Below are 18,886 nucleotides of genomic sequence, written 5' to 3'. Positions count from 1 at the left end.
ACCTAAGAGTCCGAACCCAAGGAAACCGTATGAGCCTGTCTTTGCTAAGCCGCTACGCCTTCTTTGCCGTGTGCGTCATGTTCACCCTCGCCAGCCTGCCGTTTCTCCACCACGAATGGTTGTGGCCCATCACCCTGGTCACCGGCATCCTCAGCCTGATCGGCCTGTTCGACCTGCTGCAAAGCCCCCACGCGGTGCGCCGCAATTACCCGATCCTGGGCAATATCCGTTATCTGGTGGAAGCCATCCGTCCGGAAATCCGCCAGTACCTGCTTGAATCCGACAGCGACGCCCTGCCCTTTTCCCGCTCGCAACGCTCGCTGGTGTATTCACGCGCCAAGAACGAAACCGCCGACAAACCCTTCGGCACCCTGATCGATGTGTACCAGTCGGGTTTCGAGTTTATCGGCCACTCCATGCGCCCCGCGCCCCTGAGCGACCCCAGCGCGTTTCGCGTAATGGTCGGCGGCCCGCAGTGCACGCAGCCGTATTCGGCGTCGGTGTTCAATATCTCGGCGATGAGTTTTGGCTCGCTGAGTGCCAACGCGATCCGCGCCCTCAACCAGGGCGCCAAGCTGGGCAACTTCGCCCACGACACCGGCGAAGGCAGCATCAGCCCGTATCACCGCGAAAACGGCGGCGACCTGACCTGGGAACTGGGCAGCGGCTACTTCGGCTGCCGCACCAGTGATGGCCGTTTCGACCCGGAACGCTTCGCCGTGCAAGCGCAAAACCCGCAAGTGCGCATGATCGAAATCAAAATGAGCCAGGGCGCCAAGCCCGGTCACGGCGGGATCCTGCCCAAACACAAAGTCACCAAGGAGATCGCCGAAACCCGCGGCATCCTGATGGGCGAAGACTGCGTTTCGCCTTCGCGTCACAGCGCGTTCTCCACGCCCATCGAGTTGATGCAGTTCATTGCCCAGTTGCGCGAACTGTCCGGCGGCAAACCCGTGGGCTTCAAGTTCTGCCTAGGCCATCCGTGGGAGTTCATGGGCATCGCCAAGGCCATGCTCGAAACCGGGATCCTGCCGGACTTTATCGTGGTCGACGGCAAGGAAGGCGGCACCGGCGCCGCACCAGTGGAGTTCACCGACCACATCGGCGTGCCGCTGCGCGAAGGCCTATTGTTCGTGCACAACACCCTGGTAGGCCTGAACCTGCGCGACAAGATCAAGCTGGGGGCCAGCGGCAAGATCGTCAGCGCCTTCGACATCGCCAGCGTGTTGGCCATTGGCGCCGACTGGGCCAACTCGGCGCGGGGGTTTATGTTTGCCATTGGCTGCATTCAATCGCAGTCGTGCCACACCAACAAATGCCCCACCGGCGTCGCCACCCAAGACCCATTGCGCCAACGTGCACTGGTGGTGCCGGACAAGGCCCAGCGGGTGTTCAACTTCCACCGCAACACGCTCAAGGCCCTGGCCGAAATGCTCGCAGCGGCGGGCCTGGATCATCCATCGCAACTGTCGGCCAAGCACCTGGTGCGACGCATGTCGGCCACGGAGATCAAACTGTTTTCCCAACTGCATGTGTTCCTCAAACCGGGTGAATTGCTCACCGGTGAAGTGAACGGCGAGTTCTATTCGCGGATGTGGCAGATGGCGCGGGCGGACAGTTTTGAGCCCGACGAAATCATCGCGGCTTAATTTGGAATTCCCTCTCGGGATTTTCGCCGGGCTGTTTTTTCATGACGATGTACCCGTCCCCACCCTCCACGTAAATGGCGTAGAACAGACTATCGACGACGGGGCGGGCATCGCGCCCCAGTCGTTCGCGGGCCGAGTGTTCATGGCTGGCTTGCACCACGTTCGTGATCCCGACCCTGGCCAATGCTTGCGGTAAGAACAGAAAGTTGGCCGCCAACAGATAAGGCATGCTCGGCATGATCGAAACGGTGCCGGAAGAGGCGGGCAACCAGTAATCCTGGGCACTGGCGTTAAAGTAAAAAACCCCTACCGACGCCAACACCGGGGAAGAACTGATGGAGTAGGCCAGCTGCGTCATCACACTGGTTTCCAGCGTTTTCTTTAAACTTAGAACCCGCCCGTAACTATAGGAAATAGACACCAGCGCAACGATGGGCAACACCAACAGTATGGTCAGATGTCGATGCAGCGCCTTGAGCAACTCATGTATCACCAGCAACATAAAAACCAAAAGAGGCCCGGCTCCCAACATTGCTCTTGAATCACTGTTTTCATAGAAAAAAACCAGCATGATGCCCGGAACGCAAATGACCAGCAGCGGTACGATCGACACATAAGCCAGGCTCATCATGACCTTGCTGGAAGCCTTCGACCGGTCACGCAGTGCCAGCCACCCCGCCCATATAAACCCTAGTACAAACAATATCGCCATCCCCGCGAACAGCCATGCACTGCCGCCTGTGTAGAGCGGGCGAATTCTCTCTTCAGCATTCTCCAGACGCTGAAAGACGATGGATACCCAATGGTCACCCCACCCCAGAAGCCCCTGGCGTTCCTTGCCCATGAAAGGAATCACCCCCCATAGATACAACAGCGTCGCAGCGGCGGCTTGAGTCAACTTTCCACCTACCAATGCCGCCAAGTCGCGGGTTGTTTTTTTATGGTTAATCGCGCAGTACAACTCGATACAGCACAACCCGACAAACACGTTGAGCAGAGGCTGATAAATACACAGCGCACAGCAGAGCAGTAGCATGCCACCGCCCCACTCGATGGCTTTTCTTTCACACTTGAGCGTGATCGCAAACATGATCAGCGCCACCCCGACAGTAATCACCGGTCCGTCGTACTTATAAGCAAGGTCGCTCAGGAACAAAGGGCTGAAGAACATCGGCAACACGACCGATGAGGAACACAGATTCACGCTGGAAAAATAATGAAAGGCCAGTTCTCTCAAGGCAAATGCCATGACCACACACGCCATCAGCAACCCCAGCGGGAACGTATCTGGCGCGCCATTTGACATAGACAGGGCATGATAAAAACCATCAATTAGAAAACGCCCTTCAGCACGCCACGACGCATACCCATACACTGCTCGAAAACTGTCCTCCACGTAAAAGTAGTCGGCCAGGATCAACGGAAACACATAGACCAGCACGGCCCCTAAAAAAAATACCAGACTCTCTTTACTCGACCATGGAGCCGTCATCACTCTGCTCTCCTGCGTTGCTGCGCATCCAACTTTCCTCTTCTTCGGGCACATGCCCCTGGCGACTGACAATCTCTTTAATCACATACCTCGGCCTGTGCTTGGCCTCCATGTAAATGCGCCCCACGTACTCCCCCAAGATCCCGATCCCGATCAGTTGCACTCCGCCCAAAAACAGAATCGCCGTCATCAACGACGGATACCCCGGCACGTCATTGCCAAACAGCACTTTGTCGAGTACCAGGAACCCCGCGTACACCAATGCGAACAGCGAAATACACCCGCCGATATAGCTCCACAACCGCAGCGGCAATGTGCTGAACGACGTGACGCCGTCCAGCGCCAGGTTCCACAGTTCCCAGGCATTGAACTTGCTCTGGCCGACGGCACGGGGGACGCGGTCGTATTCGACGATCGCCACGCTGAACCCGGCCCAGGACAACACGCCTTTCATGAACAACTGTTGCTCAGGCAGGGCCTTGATCACGTCCACCACCTTGCGGTCCATCAGCCGGAAGTCGCCGACGTTTTCTTCGATGTGGGTGTAGGCGATGCGATTGAGCAGGTGATAGAACAACGAGGCACTGTGGCGCTTGAGGTAGCCGTCGCTGGAGCGGTCGCGGCGTTTGGCCAGAACCACGTCTGCGCCTTTCAGCCATTCGACGAGCAGTTGCGGGACGACGTCGACCGGGTCTTGCAAGTCCACATCCATAGGGATCACGGCACCACCACCGGCGTATTCCAGCCCGGCGAACAGCGCCGCTTCCTTGCCGAAGTTGCGCGAGAAATTGATCAACACCACGTCGCTGTCGGCCAAGGCCAGCGCCTGGGCCTGTTCGGCAGTGCGGTCGGTGCTGCCGTCGTTGATAAACACGATTTCAACGCTATGCGCGCACAACAAGGGTTGCTGCCGCACGGCCCGGTAAAACACGCCTACCGCCTGCTCTTCATTGAACACTGGCACCACCAGCGAGACCCTCATTGCCCACGCTCGCCAAACACCACCCAGCGCGACAGCAAAAAACCGCACAGCAGACTGGCCAACGAAAACACCACCAAGGTGACAATCCCCGGCAGGTGCCAGCGGTCCGCCAGACTCCCTACGCCCAGGCTAAGGCCGCCCATGCACAGCATGAACAGTGCGTAGCGCACCAAAGAAGCCGGCATGGCAAAGGTGTAGAGCGCGTTCAGATAAAAAGACAAGGTGGCCGCCATGCAAAAAGCCAGGAGGTTGCTGACGGCCTGGCTCAGCTCAAACGCCACCCTGAATACGAAAAACAGTTGCCAATGGATCAGCGTATTGGCGATGCCAATTACCGTGTAGCGTGTAAAGCCCTTCCACAATCTGGCCATACCGTCGTCCTGTTGCGGCAGCGCTCAGCAAGCCACGGCCGTGACAGTGCGTCTACTGTCAGAATTAACAGGTACCCACGACTGGATATTGAGACATTCAGTAATACCCAACCTTTGCAATTGCTTACAAATACCGCCAACCTGCGCCCGCCCGACACACGGCGTAAGACATCACCGCCGCTTGCCTGTCATTACTAAACCTATTTGTTCAAGAGCCCGCTGCCATGCTGAACGGACGCGACCCGCGCATCGATTTTTTTCGGGGCCTGGCGTTGATCTTCATTTTTTGGGATCACGTCCCCCACAACCCCCTCGGCCAGATCACCCTGCGCAACTTCGGCTTCAGCGATGCTGCGGAAGTCTTTGTGTTTCTGGCCGGCTACGCCTCGGTACTGGCCTACAGCAAGGTCTTGCAACGTGAAGGCTATTGGATGGCCTGCCTGAAGATCCTGCGCCGCGCCTGGGTGCTGTACGTGGTGCATATCTTTTTGCTGGCGATGCTGATGGGCATCGTGTTCTTCGCCAACAGCAAGGTGGAAACCCGCGACCTCGTCCAGGAAATGGGCCTGACGCACTTCATCACCAACCCGCAACAAGCCTTGACCGACGAGTTGCTGCTGCGCTTCAAGCCCAACCTGATGGACCCGCTGCCGTTGTATATCGTGCTGCTGCTAGGCTTGCCGCTGGCCCTGCCGGTGCTGGTGCGCAAGCCCCTGGCCGTGGTGGCCGTGTCGCTGACCGTGTACTTGCTGGCCCCTCGCCTGGGCTGGAACCTGGCGGCGATTGCTGACGGGGTGTGGTATTTCAACCCGGTGACCTGGCAGTTCCTGTTCGTACTCGGCGGGGCAGCGGCCATTCACGCCAGCCAGCCACGGGTGCCCGACACTCGGCCCCTGCGCCGCCAACCGCTGTTTCTTGGCGCGGCCACCTATGCGTTGCTGGCGGGCATCATCACCCTCTCCTGGCGCTGGCCCGAGGTGCACGATGCCGTCATGCCTGCGGCCCTGAGCAATCTGTTGTACCCCATCAGCAAGACCGACCTGTCACCGGTACGCTTGCTGCATTTCCTGGCCCTGGCCTACGTCACCGCCAAACTGCTGCCGGACCGCGCATGGACGCAAAACTGGCTGGCCCAGCAAAGCTGCCGCATGGGCCGCTTCTCCCTGGAAGTATTCTGCCTCGGCGTGTTGCTGGCGCCGCTGGCGGACATGCTCAACGCCCAAGTCAACGACGCCTGGCCGATGCAGATAGCCAGCGCACTGTTGGGGCTGGTGTTGATGGCCGGGCTGGCGGCATGGCTGGAATTGAACAAACGCTTGAACCAGCCCCAGGCCCAGCGAACCACCACTGTTAAATAGTTAGCCCCAGAGCCTGCATGCGCGGTGCTTCCATCTGCCCTCCACTTATCGTGAAAGGTAGAGCGCATGCCGACTCAACAATTACTCAACGGCCTGTCCGGCAATCTGCAATCGAGTACCTCCTGGACCCAGCAACAGGCACTGGAGCTGATCCAGCGCAACGTGATCCAAGCCTTGGATGGCCTGGACGACGAGGAAAAGCAACGTTTCGTAAACCTGCAACGCCAGGCCCTCGCGGCCTTGACGGCAGTCGAGACCGAGAAAGAACGGGTCGTAAGTGCCTTCAAGACCAAGGGCCTGGCGCAATTGCGCGACAGGATCGGCGGGCGCGACCCGGAACAGTACCGCTTCGAAACCACCTACCTGGAAAAAGTGGAACAACCCTTGCCATGGGAGCGGCGAACCGGCAGCCACATCCGAGTGCCGCGTCGTTCGGATATGGACCTGCGCCATATCGAACACGTCAAGAGCCTGTCGCTGTGGGAGGCAGCTTGCGTGAACTTCGGCTTCACCGCGTACGCTCGCACGGATTCCGGCTATACCCTGATTGATGCCAGCCGCGTGGTCGGTCCCGACGGCGACCGAAGCCTGAGTGCCCGCGAGTTCATCGGCATCGCCCGCGAGCTGGACCTGGGTCACCAACTGCACGTTACGATCCGAGCCACGCTGGGCGAGCACGGCACGCTGCGTCAATTGATGAATGACGCCGCGCAGGCCCTGCTGCAGTTCGATGTATTAGACGCCTGGCGCAACCGCGCCCACAACGGTTTGACCCGCACGATGTATGAGCGCCTCAGGGCATCGATCGACGGCAGCGGGACGCAGCTGTCGATCGAGAGCCTGAGCCTGACCTCAGGCGTCACGCCCATTGTCTCCGTGCCGTTCGTGGCGTGGGAGAGTTACATTCCCGTGCCCTTGATGCTGATCAAGATTGCCAGCCTCGGGGTGCTGTCCTATTTTCCTTTCCGCCCTGGCGGCGCGTTTCGCTACCACGACGATGCCCGCTCGGCAGAAGCCGACTTTCGTCAGCAACTGCTGGACAGTCACCAGCAAGGCGACCTCGGCTGGTTTTCCCGGCAGTTGCCCTTGGTGGGCTTGTCGGCCTTCCAGTCATTGCTGACCCAGGAAAAACGCCCCGAGGGCATGAACTGGCTGGCGGGCACACTGTACGACGGGTTTCACAACGCCTTCCCGGAACGCACACTCAACGATATCCGCTTCGCCACCGACCCGCATGCCGGCCCCGCCGAGACATTGCGCCAAGCCCTGGCATATCGTCAGTTGCAGCGTTGCCAGGCCGACATGGACACCCTCGCCAGCAGCCGCTCCGAAGCCGATTGGCAAGCGGTCAAGGATGCCGCCGCCGCCATTGCATCCGAAGTCCTGCAACTGCTGCTGACCCCCCTGCCCGGTGGCGTCACGGGCATGAACCGAATCATGCAACTGGCGGTGCTGGGCAGCATGACCTACAGCGTCAGCGTCGGCCTGAATGAAGCCGCCAAGGGCGACGCCAGCGGCTTTGCCTCGACCCTGACCGACGTCGCCGACCTGGCAATCAGCGGACGCCTGATCAATGTCGCGGGTAAAGCCCATCGCCAACGCATGCTCGAACACCTGCAACGGCTGGGCAACCCCCGCAAGGTCACGCGCCCCGACGGCGTGGATGAACTGTGGAAGGCCGACCCAGGCCCTTACGCCCATGATCGGCAATACCTACTGGATGGCAAAAACGCCGATGCCCTGGGCGTGTTCACCGTACACGGCAAGCAATACGTCAAGCTGCATCATGAAGGCCAGACCCTGGTAGCCGAAGTGAGCCACGAGGTGCCAAGCCTGCGCTACGTGCTCAAGAATGGTCGCAGCAGCTACAAGCCGCCCATTGTGTTCGAGCCCGCGCTGCAGGCCTGGACCTTCGACCTGCACAACGCTCATACCCTCTCGGACATCCAGTTGCTGCAACGGATGCTGCCCAACGGTTCGTCAATCATCCATCAGCTCGACCTGGAACGCATGCTGCGCAGCACCGCGACCACCCGCACCACCCTGGATCGGGTCTGGCGTGGCGAGCCGGCACCGTTGAACCTGATCGAGGGCGTACGGCGCCTGCAGGCTGACCAGGTGATCCAGCAGATTATCGAACGTTTTCCCGAGGCCGGTTACCTGCCGCCCTACGGTGACAGCCTGGTGCTGTGCCTGCTGACCCAACTGCCGGACTGGCCCGCCAGCCTGCTGCTGAGCATCAGCGACCCGCAACGCAGCGTGATCGAAACCTTCGGCAACCTCGAGCACGCGGTGGCCGAGTCAAAGACCCTGACCCTCATCCGCAGTGAAGACAGTGGCTACCAGGTCGAAGGGGATCGTGGCCAGCCGCCCTATCGGGCCGAGCCGCTGTTGAGCCTGATCATCAGCCTGCAACCGGCCCACTCACGGCTGGGCCTGGCGGATCAGGCCAACGCCTCGCCCGAACAGCGAATCATGAGCGTTCGCCGGGACGTGGCCGCGCTGGCGAGCCGTGAGCGGATGGCGTTGTTCGCGGCAATCTTCAGCTATGCCGGGTATGAAAAAAGTGAATCACTCCCGCCCATCAATGCCCGACGCTTCTTGCCCATCCAGGCATCGGCCCCGCTGGTAGCGGTCACGCCGCTGCTCAAGAAACTGCGCGACCTCAATCGCCCCTTGTCCCCAGCCCTGCTGGAACGCCTGCTGCAGCAGCACCCTCTGACACCGCGCCAACAGCAGGCCTACTTGCAGGAGGGGGCGCTGCCCAGCCACTTTCATGAAGAACTGGAAAACCACCGCATCGCCCTGCGTATCGACGCGGCAATCGACGGGCTTTATCACCCAAGGCCCTACAACACTGACGCCGACCAATGGGCCAGGGAGTTCGCATCGGCGCTGGTACGCCATCGGCTCAAGCGCGACTTCGTGATCACAGAAGTGCATGCCGGAGCCATCGCCACCCCCTATCGCTCCAGCGGCCCAGACGACCGAACCGTAGAGCTGCGGCACTCAGGCGACGGCGCCTATGAGGCCTACGACATGCGCAATGCCGGCACGATTGCCGTGTCCCCGGTCGTCGACAGTTTCTACCTGGCCATCGGCTCGGTACTGCAACCCCACGAGCACCAGGCGCTGGGCATGCACAGTGCGACCGATGCGCTGGGCCTGCGCCACACCCTGGGCGACTACATGAGCAGCCAACGCACCCCCGAAGGTTTTGTGAGCCTGGTCAACGGGTCACTGGCGCAGTACGAACACACATTGCCCTTGCCGCACGCCCTGCAACCGGATGCCCAAGGTATTTACCCCCTGGAAGGCCGCCACTACCTGCCGTTGTTCGGTTCTCTGTACCGCATCATCTATGACAAGCGCAGCTTTAAATGGCGGCTCAAGCACCCGCAGAAGGTCGGCGTCGACACCCCGACCCTGGAGCACAACGGTCAGGGTGCCTGGCGCCTGTCCAGCGAGAACCCGATGAGCTGGGACGACCACAGCCTGCTCTATCGCCTGGGGGGCGATCACCACAGCTTCACCCAGGACATGTCCAAAAATATCCTCGCCCTGACCGACACCCCAGCCCACCTATTGCGCCAGGTTCACCGCTGCGGCCGTGCAGCGCCGCCATTGCTGGTCGACACCTGCAAACGCTTTCGGATCGACCAGGAAATCGACCAGTTCATCGACGCGATGTACGAAACCCCCATCGCCTCCAACGCCCGACCGGACTTGCAATTACTGGTGCTCTCCAGCCTGCCGGAATGGCCCGACAGCCACGTGTTGCAAATTGTCGATGACAACTACCAGGTCACCCATCAATACCCGCAACGCAGCCGCCCGGACGACCTGACGGTGAAGATCACCGAATCCGACATCAAAAACGCCAGGCTGCTGGAAAACATTATCACCCACGATGACGTGACCCTGGCCCTGCTCGGTGAATTGCCGACGACTCACGAGCAGCGCTTGTTCCAGTTGATCACCCGGATCGTCGAGTACACCGACCGGGAAAAGGCGCAGATCCTGCACTCGCTGTACCAACGCAGCGAGTCCGGGGGCAGCGAGTCGGTGCGACGGTTCAAGGCCAAGCATCCCGATCTGCCCACCAGCTCCGTCACGGCGATTCTTGGCCACGCCTCGCCACGCGAACTCAAGCAACTGCATGAAAACAACCAATTGAGCCTGCGACTCGCGGAACAGGCGCGCTTGAGTAGCCACGACCTGCGACTGAACCGCGCCTATGAGGGCTTGCATGTGTCTGCCTGCGCCAATGCCGACAGCGACCGGATTACCCTGCATCTGCTCAAGCTCCTGCCCACCTGGCCGAGGCATGTGCGCATCGATATTCGCGAACGCGACGAACAGGGGCGCCTGCTCAAAACGGCCGGTCATTTGGTAGGCACCTCGCGCAAGACCGTGGCCAAGACCCATCGTGGCTATCAGGCGTATGACGCCAACAGCGTGCCCCTTGGCCAACCTTCGAACGACTTGCTGAGGGTGATCCTCAGCACCTTGTCGGCGAGCGAGCAAACGGTCCTGGGCGTTACCGATGAAACCGGCATCACCGAACTGCGCCAGCAACTCGCAGATATCGCCCTGTCACGCCGCGTAGAGATCAAGGGCCTGCTGGATATCCCGCACCTGCAACCCTGGATGCAACCGGCGATGGGCCTGGAGCGTTCGTTCCTGGTGTACCCGCTCTGGTCACGTTTCTGGCCGTTCAACGGCCCCAGGCCGCCGGACCTGGTGGCCAAGGTCCAAGAGATTTATCCGCGTTTCACCCGTGACGACGCGCGACAATTGATCCAGTCGCTGAACCTCAGTGAGCCGGCGGTGCTGATTGAGCTCGAACGTCGCAAGGCCGAGTACCAGGCAATGGACCTGGAGTTGCTGCGCTGGAGCGAAACCGTGCTGGATCAAGACAACGTGATCGACGACCCCGCCGGGCAGCGCCAGGCGCGGCGCCGCTACATTGCCGACCAATTGCGCCAGGCATGGCGGCGGGACAACAGGGCGGTCTACATCGCCGGGCTGTTCCACGTGTACTCCCTGGAGTTGCAACTGGACGATGGTGGCCTGCCACCCGCCTCGTTCATCACAGGTACCAGCGGTTTCAGCCATATTGAACACCTGCGGATTTCCGGCAATGCCTTCCCGTCTTCGGCGGTTGAATTCCTCGCTAAATTCAACCAGCTCAAGGCATTGCACCTCGATTGCCGGATGACCGAACTGCCCAGTGCAATCACGGACATGACCTCGCTCACCTACCTGGACCTGAACGACAACGACATCCGCTTGACCGAAGAGGCGGTACAACGCCTGGCAACGATGGTCAACTTGCGCAACGTGGACTTCAGCGACAACCCGGACCTGGCACTCGCCCCGGATGTCAGTCAAATGACCCAACTGCGCATCCTGCACCTGGGTAACACCGGCATCACGCAATGGCCCCGTGGCGCCAGTGCGCTGCCGTACCTGATGGAGTTGCACCTGCAGGAAAACCAGATCTCCACCATTCCAGAAGAAGTCTTCACCAACCACTGGCTGCAAGCCGCCAATCGCAACACGCTCCTGCATGAAAACCCGCTGTCGGCACCGACCCTGGCGAGTATCGAAGCGTACCGGCTGGATACCGGCATTCGCCTGGGTGGCCAACTGCGTACGCCTCGGCATACGGCTGTGGCCGTCGACGACCTCAGCCAATGGCTGATGGGCGTGCCGCTCCAGGATGTACCGGCACGCAGAGCGCTGTGGGAGGGTTTGAAAACCAATGAGACGGCGAGTGCCGATGATGTGTTCCGGGTCTTGCAGGACCTGACGCGGACCTACGCCTACATCCACGGCGACACCCCAAGGAGAGCATTGACCCACAGAGTCTGGACCTTACTGAGCGCCATGGGCGAGTCGAGGCAACTGCGCGACACGGTATGCCTCAACACCTACGGCTCAGGCGACTGCGGCGACAGTGTGCTGCTGGCGTTCACCAACATGGAGTTGCATCACCGTATCCACCAGGCCAAGCAGCAACCCCGCAGTTACATGGCCGACAGGGCCTTGCTGGCGCTGGCCAAGAGTTGCTTCTACCTCAATCAGCTGGATCACTTTGCCGATCAGTTCATTCTTGAGCGTGAACGGGCCAACCTGGCGGTCGATCCCGCCGAGGTAACGGTGTACCTGCGCGAAAAACTGGCCCGTGAGTTCGACCTGCCGTTTTATCCGCTGGAACTGCTGTACACCGTGAATGACTACGTCACGGACGAGGTGGTCAACACTGCGCGCAACACCCTGCTCCGGCTTGGCGAGTCGCCCGCCTTGCAGGAGTGGATCTTGATGAGCGAATTCTGGATCGAATATTTGGCAAGTAGCGAGCCGGAGCCGTTTCTGACCATCAAGGACACCATGAGCTACAAAGTCAGCGTGCTCGAGCAGCAACTGCCGGACAAGCGTTCGGATGCGTACCTGGAGCGTCGCCAGTCACTGGCCGAGGAAGAACGAAGTGAACATAACCGCCTGGTGCGGCAACTGACAGAAGGCACCCAACTGACCCTGCAACACGTCTGACCTGTGGCCTGCCTGTCGCAAGGGGCAGGCAGGCCACAGGTCAGGGGGTCATGCCGAACGCGGTGAACCCTGGCCAGCCTGGGCCGGCTGCAGCTTGAACACATAGAACAACACGGTCAGCAGCACCAGGAACGCCGGGCCGATGTACAGCGCGATCCGGGTGTCCGGGAAGTAGGCCATCAAGCCGACCACCAGCACCAGGAACGCCAGCGCCAGGTAGGAACTGACCGGGTACAGCCACATGCGGTACTTGAGCCCGGCGCGCTCATCCGGGCTCAGGCCGCGACGGAACTTGAGCTGCGCCAGCAGGATCATCACCCAGGTCCATATCGCGCCGAAGGTGGCGATGGACGTCACCCACACAAAGACTTTCTCCGGCACCAGGTAGTTGAGCAACACGCCCAACAGCAACGCGCCTATCGACAACAACAGGGCGCGACGCGGCACGCCATTGCTGGAAGTGGTGGCGAACGTCGCCGGAGCCTGGCCGTTCTGTGCCAGGCTGTAGAGCATGCGACCGGTGCTGAAGATGCCGCCGTTGCACGACGACAGCGCAGCGGTGATCACCACGAAGTTGATAATGCCGGCGGCGGTCTTGATGCCCAACCGCTCGAACGTCATCACGAAGGGGCTGCCCTGGGTGCCGATTTCATTCCACGGGTAAATCGACAGGATCACGAACAACGCGCCGACATAGAACAGCAGAATCCGCCAGAACACCGAGCCGATGGCATTGGGGATGGTCTTCTGCGGGTTCTTCGCCTCACCGGCGGTCAGGCCGATCATCTCCACGCCCAAATAGGCGAACATCACCATCTGCAGCGACATCAACACACCCTGCACGCCGTTGGGCAGGAAGCCGCCGTGGGCCCACAGGTTGGAAATACCCAGGGCAACACCGTCATTGCCGAAACCGAAGGCAATGATGCCGACACCGCCGATGACCATCGCGATGATGGTGACGATCTTGATCAGGGCAAACCAGAACTCGAACTCACCGAAGGCCTTGACCGCGATCAGGTTGATGGTGCCCATGCTCACCAGGGCCGCCAGGGCCCAGATCCAGCGCGGTACATCGGGGAACCACACGCCCATGTACACCGCCACGGCGGTGATCTCGGCGACGCAGGTCACCAGCCACAGGAACCAGTAGTTCCAGCCGGTCAGGAAGCCCGCCAACGGACCAAGGTAGTCTTGGGCATAACGGCTGAACGAACCGGCGACCGGGTTGTGCACGGCCATCTCACCGAGGGCGCGCATGATCACCAGGATCGCCAGGCCGCCAAGGATGTAGGAGAGCATGATCGCCGGGCCGGCCATCTCGATGGCCTTGGCCGAACCGAGGAACAGGCCGACACCGATACAGGCGCCGAGGGCCATCAGGCGGATATGCCGCTCACCGAGTTCGCGTTTGAGCGGGCCGCCAGAAGCGGTCTCGCCATGGGGCAGGTGGTTGCCAGCTGGCATGGGGATACAACCTCATTTTGTTATTGGATTGAACCACCGAGTGTTCAGCGCCACAGCGGGTCGCCGTGACGCTGTCCTAGCGGGCTCACCTCGTGGGTAAATCCGTCCGGCCGACACACCGGCCAGCTCAGGGGGCGTGCAGTATAGAAAGCCGCAAGCAGGGCTTTTCACTCAATAAGCAACAAAATTCAGCGAGATTCCTCGGCAAATGCCGCTTCTGCGGAGGGGCATCACCTGGGAACTGTAGGAATAGTCTGTCGCAAACGGCGGCGAGTATTGCACAGCATCGGTGCACCGTCATGCCCCTGCCCTGGTCGTATTTACCGGAGCTGGAGCGCTCTAGCCCGAGGGTCCGTATCGATCACCAGTCGCCGGTCCACTGCGGCGCATCGAAAAACAACCTGCGCGCCATCCTGAGGTTGATTTCGCCCCGATGGATCTCCAGGGTTTGCGTCACACGCCCGCTTTGCCCCGCCTGCATGCTGGCGAATGCCTGGGCCTGGGACTGTTTACCCATTCGATGTTGCGCGGGTGTCTTGAGGTGCGCAGCGGTGAAATGGTCGTCCGGCCCGGTCGGCCGTTCGTAGTGAAAATGCCCGTAGCACAGGGCCTGACGCGTTTGCGCGTCCATCACCACGTACGCTTGCAACCAGTCATTGGACCGTCCGGCGAGTTCGACCCGCGCCCCCTGGCGAAAGATGCGCGCTTCGTGATGACTGACCAGCACCTGCACCCCGGCCTGGGTCGGCAGGCGCGCCTTGATTGCAGCCAGGCGTGCCTGCAAACCTTGCTCGGACAAGCGGCTGGCGGCCGCGCGCAACTCATCGGCCTCGGTTGTGGCCCGGGCACGCTGCGTCGCGGCCAGGCGCTCCGGCACGCTGTGCAGCAACCGCTGCTGGATCGCCTCGGCGCACTGGCGCAACTTGTCGGCGCGCTGCTCCAGCAGGTCCTGCAACGACTGAGGCTCATTGGCCCGACTGGCCATTTTGAGTACCTCGGCGATGGCCTTTTCCACCGGTGCGCGTAACGCCTGCCCCTGTTCGACCAGCCGGCCCAGGTTGGGCAGCGGCCCAGGAAGCGCCGGGGCGGGTGCCTTGACCGGCTCCCAAATGCCATCGTCGGCCTGGGTAAACGTGGCGATCACCGTGTCCTGGGCATCCGTGACTTCGGCCACTTCCTGGGGATGCTCGCCGGTTGTCACTTTGACCTGGGCGACGTACATGTCCTGGTTGCGCACGCGAATGATTTTTTTCTGCCGAACCCGCGCACGTCCCACAGCAGGCGTCGCGGCGGCTGTCGGAACCAGCACCGCTGCCAGCTCACGCTGAACCTCCTTGTGCAATTGCGCGAGCAACTGTTGCAGCTTCTCCAGGTACTTGAGATCGAAGCGCTCCGGGGCCATAGCGCGCCAGAACTCAATCCGATCATCGCTCAAGGCGTAGACACGGTCGAAACTCTCCAGCAACTCGGTACGCAGCTCCGCACTTTGCGGCGCCAGCTCGTCCAAGTGGGCCTGCGAGCCACTGGCCCAACGGGCGCGGTGAATGGTGTCGTCCAGGCTTTGAAAAAAACCTTCCTCCAGCGTCGGCCCTTCGGTATTGATCGCCACGGCCCACAAGGCGGTGACCTGCAGCGATTGCAGCTCGAGCACCGTCGGCGCGGACAACTCGCTCTCGCGCAAGGCTTGGGCCTTGTCCCGCCCATACTTGGGCACCTGACTCAGTTCATCCAGCAAACCCAGTTGCAGGCCGCGCCAGTCAATGGCTTGCTCATTACTGTCGGCCAACTGCCGCAGCCCCTCCATGATCTGCCGGTGGGGCTGCTGATAGATATCCAGAAGTGCCTCCTGCGCGCTCAGCGATTGCACCAGCTCCAGCAGCGGCACCAACCTGCGGTGGATCGCGACGGTCTGTTGGCGGGCGTGCTGGAGCAATAGCTGCAACGTGAGCGCCGTCCCTTCCAGCAACGTGGACAACTCTCTCGCATAACCGGGTCGGCGCCTGATGACCTGCAGCGTCCTGAGGTACTCCAGCTCAAGCAATGAGGCCTCGAGTTTGTTCTGAAGCTCCTGCACATAGCGAGCGCCCGCCGTGGCGCGATGCTGTTCGGTGACGCGCGTATCCTCGCTGTCTCTAAGCATGCGGGCCGTGGTCAGCGCACGGTCTGCGGTTTCCCGGCGCTCGGTGGATTGGCGGTAATCCTGCTCCAGTTGCTGACGGCGTGACTCACTGTCAACCAGGCCGGTCGGGGTATCCGATTGCCCGCCGCGCAGGCGCAAGCCCAAGTCCACATCCCATGCACCGCCCCCCAGCGACTTGAGCCACGGCCCGTTCGCGCTACCGTCGGCGCTGACCACTCGCACGCGGTCACGGGCCACTTGCACGCGGTACACATGACCGCGCACCAACGCCTGCCAGTGGACCGGGGTCGACGCCGTATCCAGTAGCAAGCCTTCGTGTATCCCCGAAGCCTGTGCGCCTGGCAGCCGTGATGGCCAAGGTTGGGGCAAGGCCTTAAGACTCATACCCTCCAGCCGGGCGCGCAAGGACGGTGTGAGCGTATCGCGCGAATTACTCCAACTGAAGGGAGGCTGCAACTGCACGGTGGCAGGGCCAGGTATCACTGCGGGAGGACGCTGCATCGACGCTGGCGAAGCAAACGTTGAGGCTTGCTGGTCCAGCATCGCCGGCCACTCATGAGGCGAGGCCCGATGGGCAAGGATCATCACCAGATTGGTCAACAGGTCTATCACACCCTGGGTCTGCATGACCGAGTCGTTACTGGCCAATGCCGCCACATCCCGTTGGACACTGTCCATCACCTGCACCATCCAGCCCGCCAGCAGTGCCGGCCCCCGGACAAACGGCAGCAGTGTATTGAGCAGCAACCAACCGCCGGCCTTTAACGTCCGCCAGCGTTGCTGAGCATTGGACACCGACTGGGCCTGGGCCAAGCTGACCAACGCCTGGGCAGTCGAGACAAACAGGCCAGGCAACGGGTCGCCTTCCTCCAGCCGTTTACTGAGCTGTGCCGGCGCTGGCCGATCCGGCACACTGAACTCATCACCGGCCAGAAAGTGCGCGACATGCGGTTCCTGGAAACCACCGTTGGCATACACCGGCTGGCGGGCAGGGGCCATCCAGGCGAGGACACTGTCGTGCAATTCCCCTGGCGTCTTGATGGCCTCCAACAACGCCTGCTGCGACTCGAACTCACGCAGGCTTGGGGTCGACAACGGCCGGTACAACAGATGCGGCCCGTGCTCGGTGTCACGTGGGCCGATCACGTAAAAACCGACCACCTCGTCCGCCGTCGCAGCTGGCGTGGCCTTGAATGCCAGCGCCCACATACCCGCCGCGCGTCCATCCGCACTGGCCTGGACGGCCGCCTCCACCAACCGGTAACCGGCCTGGCTCAAGCCGCCCTCGCGTTTGAGCTTCAGCTCCAGCGCCAGCAGCGGCAGTTGCGCCCGCAGTTGCCGACTGAACAGCTTCTCGCGGCGGGCCGATTCAATCGGGTCGTCGATCAGTTTTTTGCGCAACAGGTCGGGGTACGCCTGGCCGACGTCCGTCTCGGTCACGCAGCCGGTCAACAAAGAGGCGCTCAACCAAGCGGGCGCCACATCGCCGTTGAGTTTTACCTGGGACGGCGCATGGGGGAAACCGCCGAGGTTTTCCAGGGCCAACTCCGTCAGCGTGAGTGTCACCCGGTGGGCATCACCACTGGTAAAACCGCCTGGCAACATCACCGCCGTGACAAGGCTGTAGGTCAGTTCAATGTGATCCGGGCTGATCGCCTTGGCGCGGGGCTCCTTCTCCAGGCAGTGCGTCAGGGCCTGGGCGGTGAACGTGCGAATCGGCGCGATACCGTCGAGAAAGGTGTGCCCCGCCGCCGCTGTTTGCGCAGCGACCAGCCCCTGTAGCAGGCGAGCATAGGCCAGGCTGTCGTCCGGCGAAGCATGAATGAGCCAGAGCGGTAATCGATCTTGCAAGCGTTGCTGTTCAAGTGTGAGGGCCGACTCGAACCAACGATGGGGGTCAGTCACGTAGTCCAGCATTGCCTGGCACTGCTCGGGCGTACGTGATACTGAGCGGTCGATTGCCATGACTTCGGCGCTCTGCTGTTGGGCGAAGCAGGCCGCCAACGCATCGAACGGGTCGCCGGGTAGTTCCTCGACAAACCACTCCACGGCCCCGTGTGCCAGCGAGGCGCTCACGAACCCGGGGATCAGGGGTTCGATATCCTCCAACTGTTGCAACGGATGAATCCCCGTGGCGGGACTGAACACGAGCAGCGTGCGCAGTTCGGCCCCCAGCAGCCGGTGATCAAGGATCAATACCGGCACCATGTCAGGGGGTTGCGTGCTCTGGCCACGGCGCACCGACAGCGTACGTACCGTCAACGTCTCACCCTGCGAACGCCACGTACGATCAGGTCGGCTGGGGTGCAGCGCCTGACGTGGAAACAGCCGTGAAAAGTGCTCTGCACTCATGCCTGCGGGCATCTGGCATTCATACAGCAACCCCAGTAATTCATCGGACAACTCAGCCCAGCGGCTCGTCCCCGCCCCTCGCGGCGCCCCCCACCAATCCCGCAAACGTGCGAGCCAGGCATCCAACAACTCGCCTCCCGCGTGGTTGACCAGCCGTTCCAGATCGACCAGCCCCGGCCCGCCCTGCACGTAGACCTCCCGTTGATGCTGCATCACCTGGTGAAAGTCTTCGACATACCGAACCGGTCGCGCACGGGCCAGGCGCGCCAGCACTTCGTCGGCCAGCGCACTGTAGCGATAACCCTGACCTACCGGTATGCCAATGGCGAGGTGTGCGGCGGCATAGTGCAAGGAAGGGTACTGCCGATCCAGTGCCGCCTGGATCTGGGCCTGCGCTACCGTACGCAAGCTCGGCACAGAGGAAAACGTATTGACGATCCGCTCAATGCGCGCACGCCGCAACGTGGGCACAGGGGGGGTTTGAGACATGAGGGAGCTCCTGGTAACGGACACCGGT

The 18,886-nt window shown here is 61.4% G+C and carries 8 protein-coding genes; 3 read left to right on the top strand and 5 right to left on the bottom strand.

Translation table 11 applies throughout. The annotated features are described in order from the left end of the window. Positions 1 to 29 precede the first annotated feature (29 nt). Positions 30 to 1,649 (top strand): FMN-binding glutamate synthase family protein, encoded by a 1,620-nt coding sequence (locus PspS35_RS06165; protein ID WP_159933180.1) that lies wholly within the window; start codon positions 30 to 32, stop codon positions 1,647 to 1,649. On the opposite strand, the gene PspS35_RS06160 is transcribed toward PspS35_RS06165, so the two are convergent. From PspS35_RS06160 to PspS35_RS06150, 3 genes are read right to left on the bottom strand one after another with little or no spacing between them, the layout of a single operon-like run. After that, a complete protein-coding gene (locus PspS35_RS06160) occupies positions 1,636 to 3,141 on the bottom strand; it encodes a glucosyltransferase domain-containing protein (protein ID WP_159933179.1) in 1,506 nt (501 codons plus the stop codon). The genes PspS35_RS06165 and PspS35_RS06160 overlap by 14 nt on opposite strands. Next, entirely contained in the window at positions 3,119 to 4,123 is a 1,005-nt protein-coding gene (locus tag PspS35_RS06155; RefSeq protein WP_159933178.1) for a glycosyltransferase family 2 protein, read from the bottom strand. Before PspS35_RS06155 ends, PspS35_RS06160 begins: the two co-directional genes overlap by 23 nt. Continuing rightward, complete coding sequence (locus tag PspS35_RS06150) at positions 4,120 to 4,494, bottom strand: GtrA family protein (protein ID WP_159933177.1); 375 nt, start codon at positions 4,492 to 4,494, stop codon at positions 4,120 to 4,122. Before PspS35_RS06150 ends, PspS35_RS06155 begins: the two co-directional genes overlap by 4 nt. Positions 4,495 to 4,718: 224 nt before the next feature. On the opposite strand from PspS35_RS06150, the gene PspS35_RS06145 reads away from it, so the two are divergent. Further along, positions 4,719 to 5,852 carry an OpgC domain-containing protein gene (locus tag PspS35_RS06145; protein ID WP_159933176.1) on the top strand — a complete coding sequence of 378 codons (1,134 nt, stop codon included), beginning with the start codon at positions 4,719 to 4,721 and terminating at the stop codon, positions 5,850 to 5,852. A 66-nt stretch (positions 5,853 to 5,918) separates the two neighbouring features. Further along, a complete protein-coding gene (locus PspS35_RS06140) occupies positions 5,919 to 12,410 on the top strand; it encodes an NEL-type E3 ubiquitin ligase domain-containing protein (RefSeq protein WP_159933175.1) in 6,492 nt (2,163 codons plus the stop codon). Between the two features lie 48 nt (positions 12,411 to 12,458). Here PspS35_RS06140 and PspS35_RS06135 read toward each other — a convergent pair whose 3' ends face one another. Then, positions 12,459 to 13,877 (bottom strand): amino acid permease, encoded by a 1,419-nt coding sequence (locus PspS35_RS06135; protein ID WP_159933174.1) that lies wholly within the window; start codon positions 13,875 to 13,877, stop codon positions 12,459 to 12,461. A gap of 361 nt (positions 13,878 to 14,238) precedes the next feature. Next, a complete protein-coding gene (locus PspS35_RS30205) occupies positions 14,239 to 18,858 on the bottom strand; it encodes a hypothetical protein (protein WP_238785991.1) in 4,620 nt (1,539 codons plus the stop codon). Positions 18,859 to 18,886 lie beyond the last annotated feature (28 nt).

Origin of the sequence: Pseudomonas sp. S35 (genome assembly GCF_009866765.1) — a bacterium.
Lineage (GTDB): Bacteria > Pseudomonadota > Gammaproteobacteria > Pseudomonadales > Pseudomonadaceae > Aquipseudomonas.
This window is presented reverse-complemented; position numbering and strand designations above follow the sequence as displayed.